This window comes from Candidatus Frankia alpina (assembly GCF_902806485.1).
Taxonomy (GTDB): domain Bacteria; phylum Actinomycetota; class Actinomycetes; order Frankiales; family Frankiaceae; genus Frankia; species Frankia alpina.
In genome coordinates, this window is sequence record NZ_CADCWT010000251.1 from 1 (window position 1) to 6,209 (window position 6,209).

General features: G+C 68.5%; 5 protein-coding genes and 1 pseudogene. 3 read left to right on the top strand and 3 right to left on the bottom strand.

Annotated features, from left to right (window positions below):
- Positions 1 to 10 precede the first annotated feature (10 nt).
- Entirely contained in the window at positions 11 to 523 is a 513-nt protein-coding gene (locus G6R25_RS19935) for a thioesterase family protein (RefSeq protein WP_136448999.1), read from the bottom strand.
- Between the two features lie 171 nt (positions 524 to 694).
- On the opposite strand from G6R25_RS19935, the gene G6R25_RS19940 reads away from it, so the two are divergent.
- From G6R25_RS19940 to G6R25_RS19950, 3 genes are all read left to right on the top strand, one after another.
- Positions 695 to 1,402, top strand: coding sequence for an SDR family oxidoreductase (locus G6R25_RS19940; RefSeq protein ID WP_136449000.1), 708 nt, complete (start codon positions 695 to 697; stop codon positions 1,400 to 1,402).
- A gap of 26 nt (positions 1,403 to 1,428) precedes the next feature.
- Complete coding sequence (locus G6R25_RS19945) at positions 1,429 to 2,619, top strand: CaiB/BaiF CoA transferase family protein (RefSeq protein WP_136449001.1); 1,191 nt, start codon at positions 1,429 to 1,431, stop codon at positions 2,617 to 2,619.
- A gap of 114 nt (positions 2,620 to 2,733) precedes the next feature.
- On the top strand, positions 2,734 to 3,660 hold the full coding sequence (locus tag G6R25_RS19950; protein ID WP_235949199.1) for an LLM class flavin-dependent oxidoreductase: 927 nt from the start codon (positions 2,734 to 2,736) through the stop codon (positions 3,658 to 3,660).
- 214 nt (positions 3,661 to 3,874) lie between these two features.
- On the opposite strand, the gene G6R25_RS31960 is transcribed toward G6R25_RS19950, so the two are convergent.
- Positions 3,875 to 4,963 carry an AMP-binding protein gene (locus G6R25_RS31960; RefSeq protein WP_268904189.1) on the bottom strand — a complete coding sequence of 363 codons (1,089 nt, stop codon included), beginning with the start codon at positions 4,961 to 4,963 and terminating at the stop codon, positions 3,875 to 3,877.
- 169 nt (positions 4,964 to 5,132) lie between these two features.
- Positions 5,133 to 5,573: pseudogene (locus tag G6R25_RS31965) on the bottom strand (AMP-binding protein); the annotation flags it as partial.
- Between the last annotated feature and the right edge of the window lie 636 nt (positions 5,574 to 6,209).

Here is a 6,209-nt window from a genome sequence, read left to right on the forward strand (position 1 = left end):
TGCCGCCAGGTCAGCGGCGCACGCCCATCGTGCCGCTCACCGGCACCCCCCAGCCGAGGGCGTTGGACTCGCTGATCGGCCGTTCCCAGCCGGCGGCCACGTCGGCTGGGAACGGCCGAGGTCTGCGGTCGTCCATGCCCACGTGGACGATCACGATCTCCGCCGTGTAGGAGAGCCTCTCGTGGGACTGGTCGACCAGAAACGCCATCAGGTGGACCACCTTGTCCGAGCGATCCAGTACGCGAGCGTGCACAGAGTAGCTGTCGCCTTCCTGCAGCTCCGACAGGTAACGCAGGTGGTGCTCGGCGGTGAACACGCCCATTCTTCGGTCACGGCGGTAGGTCTCGTCGATGCCGACCGTGCGGCACAGAAATTCGGCACTCTGGGCGCAGCTGTCGAGGTAGTAGCGGATGTTCATGTGCCCGTTGAAGTCGATGAACTCCGGCTCGACCTTGGCCTCGACTGTAGCTGGGACCTGCCTGACCTGCTCCCAGGTGGGCGACTGTGCGGTCGGAGACGTCATGCCGCCGACTTTAGGCTCGGCCGGTGCCGGCCGGATCGGCGTGCCTGTCGGTTTCCACAGTGTCCGGATCCGCGCGGACGACGCATGCGGCTGAGCCTCTGGCACACTCCGACCTTGGCGGCCTGGACGCCGATGTCGGCGGCTCGGCTCGGTCGGTAGGAGGAAACCCCTATGCCCTATCGGGCGCTGGTGACGGGAGCGGGCCGCGACGGTGGCATCGGCCAGGCCATCGTGAAGCGCCTCGAGGCGGACGGCATGGAAGTTCTCACCCTCGACAAGCTGCCGGGATGCACGTGGCAGGTCGACCTCGCTACCGACGAGCTGCCCGACTTCGGGCCGGTGGACGTGTACGTCGCCAATGCCGCCATCACGACGCTGTTCGGCGCCGCGCACACCTTTTCCCTGGAGAAGTGGCGGCTCGATCTGGACATCAATCTTACGGGGACGTTCCGCGTGTTGCAGAAGTGCCTGACGGGTATGCGCGAGCGCCGCTACGGCCGGATCGTGGTGATCTCCTCGACCTCCGGTACCCGGGGCATGCCCGCCCAGGTGTCGTACGCGACCAGCAAGGCGGGTCTCATCGGGATGACGAAGACCGTGGCGGCCGAGAACGTCGGCGCCGGCGTCACCGCCAACTGCGTCCTGCCCGGCATGACTGCCTCGTCGGGCATTCTCGGGATGCCCGAGTCGATCAAGGACGCCTGGCTGGACAGCCTTCCAAGCGGCTTCGTCGACCCCGCCGACATCGCCAACGCGGTGGCGTTCTTCGCCTCTCCCGAATCGGGAATGGTGACCGGCCAGCTGCTTACGGTCGACGGCGGCGACGGCCTCAACACCCGGTCGGTCACGTCGTCGGTGTCCCGGCGTCGACAGGCCTGACCGGCGCGATCCGAAGGAGGCGGGAGATGTCCAGCACCCCCGTGGAACGGCGGTTCACCGGGCCCCTGGCCGGGATGAGGGTCGTCGAGATCGGGAGCATCGGTCCCGGCCCGTTCTGCGCGATGGTGCTCGCCGACCTGGGCGCCGACGTGATCCGCGTGGACCGGTCGTCGGGAGCCGCCCTCGTCGGCCCGAACGCGGCCTTCCGCGCGGAGGTCATGCACCGCGGCCGGCGGTCGGTGGCGGTCGACCTCAAAAACCCGCGCGGGGCCGAGGTCGTTCTCGCACTCGTTCAGGGCGCAGACGCGCTCATCGAGGGATTCCGCCCCGGCGTCACCGAGCGGCTGGGTATCGGCCCCGACGCCTGCCTGGCCGTCAACCCGCGCCTGGTCTACGGCCGCATGACCGGCTATGGGCAGGACGGGCCGATGGCGCAGGCCGTCGGGCACGATCTCAACTACGTCGCCCAGAGCGGGATGCTGGCGCTGATCGGCCGGCATGGTCAGCCCCCGACTCCGCCGTTGAGCCTCGTCGGAGACTTCGGGGGCGGCGGCATGATGCTCGCGCTGGGGATCCTCGCGGCGCTGTGGGAGTCGGCGCGCTCGGGCCAGGGCCAGGTCATCGACGCCGCGATGGTCGATGGCGCGGCGCTGCTGGGCGCTGCCTTCCACGGCTATGTCAGCAGCGGCGCCTGGCAGGGCACGCGCGGTACCAATATCGTCGACTCCGGCGCGCCGTTCTATGACGTCTACGAGACGGCGGATGGCAGGTGGCTGGCCGTGGCCGCGATGGAGGCGCCTTTCTACGCCGACCTCCTGGCGATCCTCGGTCTCGACCCCGCTGGCCTGCCGGACCGGGATGACCAGGGGCAGTGGCCCCGCCTGAAGACGATCTTCGCTCAGGTCGTGCGGGGACGGACCCGCGACGAGTGGGTCGAGCTGGCCGCCGGCCGCGGTTGCGTGTCCGCGGTGCTGGAGCCGCGCGAGGCCTGGATGCACCCGCACAACGCCGCGCGCGGCACGTTCGTCGAGATCGACGGCGTGATCCAGCCCGCCCCGCATCCGCGCTTCAGTCGCACGCCCGCGAGGGTGGACGGACCGCCTCCCGAGCCCGGCGAGCACACCCGGGCAGCGCTGGCCGCCTGGGGAGTGCCGGCCGGCACGATCGACGAGTGGGAGCGCGCGGGCGCCATCGGCCGCGGGGAGAACGCGAGCTGACAGCGTGGGTCGAGCGACGCGCGGTCCGGCTGTGAGAACCGGCACTGGTTCAACCTCCAGCATATGGTCAGTCCATTACTCGAACCTTCGCCCCGGCTGCGAGACGATGCGACGGTGACCTCCGACATCACCCTTGGCATCGCCGTCAACGACGAGCTGCTCGTGTCCGGGCCGGCGGCCCGCCGGGCCATCCTCGGTCAGGTGGCCGAGACCGGTCTCGACCATCTCACGGTTGGCGACCACATCAGCTTCCACGGGGGCAACGGATTCGACGGGATCGTCGCCGCGACGGCGGCGCTCGCGTCGCACGACACCCTCAAGGTGCTGGTCGGCGTCTACCTGGCGAGCCTGCGGCATCCGATGGCCACGGCCCGGTCGCTCGCGACGCTGACCCAGATCGCGCCCGGCCGGCTGGTCCTGGGCGTCGGGGTCGCGGGGGAGGACCGCCTGGAGGTCAGCAACATGGGCGTCGACCCGGCGACCCGTGGGCACCGCATGGACGAGACGCTCGGGCTGCTGCGCCAGCTCGCGACGGGCGAGCGCATCGACCACCGTGGCCGTTTCTTCCAGCTCGAGGGCGCACGCATCCTGCCTCCCCTCGAGCCCAGGGTTCCGATCGTCATCGGGGGCGCGGGCGACGTCGCGGTGCGGCGCACGGTCGCCCACGGCGACGGCTGGCTCGGGATGTGGTGCTCGGCCCGCAGATACGCCGCCACCCACGAGCAGATCCTGGCGGCATGTGCCGCCGCCGGCCGGCCCGCGCCGACGTTCGCCGGGCTCAGCATCTGGGTCGGATTCGGCCGGGACGCCGCCACGGCGAGGGCCGCGCTGGGGGAGCGGATGTCGCGGATGTACAACCTGCCCGCGGAGAAGTTCGCCCACATCAGCGCCGCCGGGACACCGCAGGACGTCGCCGGCTTTCTTGCGCCGTACGTCCAGGCGGGCGCCCGCACGCTGACGTTGATACCGGTGGCCGACACCGTCCAGGCGGGCATCGAGGGGGTCGCCGAGGTCCGGGCTCTGCTCCGGGGGCCGGCGTGACCCGTCCGGATCCCGTGCTTACGACAGGAGTTCGGGGAACTCGTCGTACCGCCATTTCGTGTCCGGGCACCAGGCTGACGTAGGCATTGGGAACCGCGAGTCTGATCGGGTCTGGTGCCGGCACGACGGCGGCCTCGGCGGCGTTGGCCCGGCCGGTGACCGGGGCCATGAGCGTCACCTGAACGACTCCTGCTGTGCGGCTGGGGCGCGGGGGTCACGCCCTGGTCGGGACGTCAGCGCGGCGGCCGGCCTTCTGGACGATGTCCTGCCGGAGCACGTGTTTCTGGATTTTTCCGGTCGCCGTCATCGGCATCGCCTCGAGCAGCTCCAGGTGCTCTGGTGACTTCTGCACTGCGATTCCCCTGCTCCGTAGATACTCCGTCAACCCTGGCAGTGTGGGGGGGTTGGCGGGGTCCACGGGGACGGCGTAGCAGCACGCACGTTCACCGAGTCGGTCGTCGGGCATGCCGACGACCGCGACGGTACGGATCGCCGGGTGCGCGGCGAGCAGGTCCTCGATCTCCCGGACGCTGATGTTCATCCCGCCGCGGATGATGATGTCCTTGGTCCGGCCGGTGACGCGCACGTACCCGTCGGCGTCCATGACCCCGAGGTCGCCTGAGCAGGAGAATCCGTCGGGGGTGTACAGCGCAGCGGTTTCGTCGGGCCGGTTGAGGTAGCCGAGCATGTGCGACGGGCCCTGGTAGGCGATGTCACCCTCGGTGCCGACCGGGACCGGCGCCCCGACCTCATCGACGATCTTGACTTGGCTGAACGGCAGCGCGGCGCCGTCGGAGGTCAGTGCCCTCTGCGGATCGTCGTCGACCGTGCAGGTGGTGGTCGTCAGATTCTCGCTGCGTCCGTACAGACTCAGGATCTTCGTGTTCGGTAGGAGGATGCGAGCCCGTTCGACGACCGACGCGGGGATCGGGGCGCCGGCGCACACCCAGACTCGTAGGCTCGACGCGTCGTGGTGGTCCGGATCGTAGGTGTCGAGCGCCATCTGCAGGAAGGTGGTGGCGGTGACGGCCACCGAGCATCGATATCTGGCGATCTCGGCCAGGCCGCGCACCGGATCCCAGTCGGGCATCACGTGGGTGGCCCCGCCATGCAGCAGGGGTAGCAGAACGCTGGTGACGAGCCCCGTCGTGTGAGTGATCGGCGAGGGGCCGAACTGCACGTCGTTCTCGGTGTAGGCAAACGCCTTGCCCAGCGCGCGGGCACCCGCCAGATAGGTGTTGAACGTGTGTAGACAGCCCTTGGGCCTGGCTGTGGTTCCGGAGGTGTACACCGAACGGGTCATCCGGGCCCACTGGTGAGCCCAGCCTGGCCTCCGCGACGGACGGCTCGATATCGGCGCTCACCGCGGTCAGGGGGAGCACCGCGGCACCGGCCACGCCGCCCCCGTGACCTCCCGCTGCGGCCGCGTCGTCGCGGATCACCAGGATCGTGTGCAGTGCCGGCCGCTCGGCCGCCAGGCTTCGAAACATTCCCAGATGGTCGAACTTCTTGAAGGTAGCGGCTGTGACCACTGTCCTCACGTCTGCGTCGTCGAGAACATGACCCACCTCGTCGCGGCGGTAGATCGTCATGATGGGCACCATCACCGCGCCCAGCCGAGCTATCGCCGCGGCGATGACGGCAAATTCCGCCCAGTTGGGCAGCTGAACCGCCACCCGGTCACCGACTCGCACGCTCCGTGCATTCAGACCAATAGCCAGGCGTAATGCGGCCTCATGAAGCTCGCGGTAGGTAAAGGAGACATTTCCGTCGGTGATAAATGTCTTGTCTCCTCGTTCGCCGGCCTGCTCGGCGAGGATCTCTCCTAAGGTCTCGGTCCCCCAACAGCCCGAGGCGTAGTAGCCCTCGATCTCCAGTTGATCATAGCGGTCGCCGACGGTGGGGATCTTCATGGAAGCCGTCCTGGGGTCGTCGTGATCAGATGTCGGTCGGGATGTCGGGTACCCGGGTAGGCGCGCCGTCGTCGTCGGAGGGGGCCGATGTCGGCTACGGTGTTATTTGGTTGTAAGTTCCAATGGTCTGGCTAAAAATTCAATCAACTCCTGGTCCTGGCTCGCCTCCGCCTCCGGAAGTTCGTCGGGATGCGGGCTGGCGGGCGAGAGCGGAGTCGTGACGCAAATAGAAGAAATGATTACTTAGGGTCAGATGTGGTGGTCGCTTTGACCTTGGTCCTCTCGGCGAGCCGGATGGTCGGGGCGCGCCGGACCGCCGGCGGCGCCCGGGCCCGGCTGCTACTGGACCTGTACGGCGGCCAGGTGGGCGCGCCCGGCTGGAGTCGCGCGACGGGCCATCGGGATGGTCTTGGTCTTCACGATGGTCTTGGCGTTTAGGTCATACCATTTTATTGTTCCGAAACCTCTGGTGACGAGGATGTTCGGAGGAATGCCCCGATGCGGCCGATAGCGTATGAGAAGGTGTTCGCCGCCGCGGAGAACGCGCTTCGTGGCGCAGTGAGCCTTTCCCGGTAGCGTTTCGTCGCTTTGCGTGACATCAATGTTGTGTTGGTGTGTTGGGTTTCAGGCGGTCCT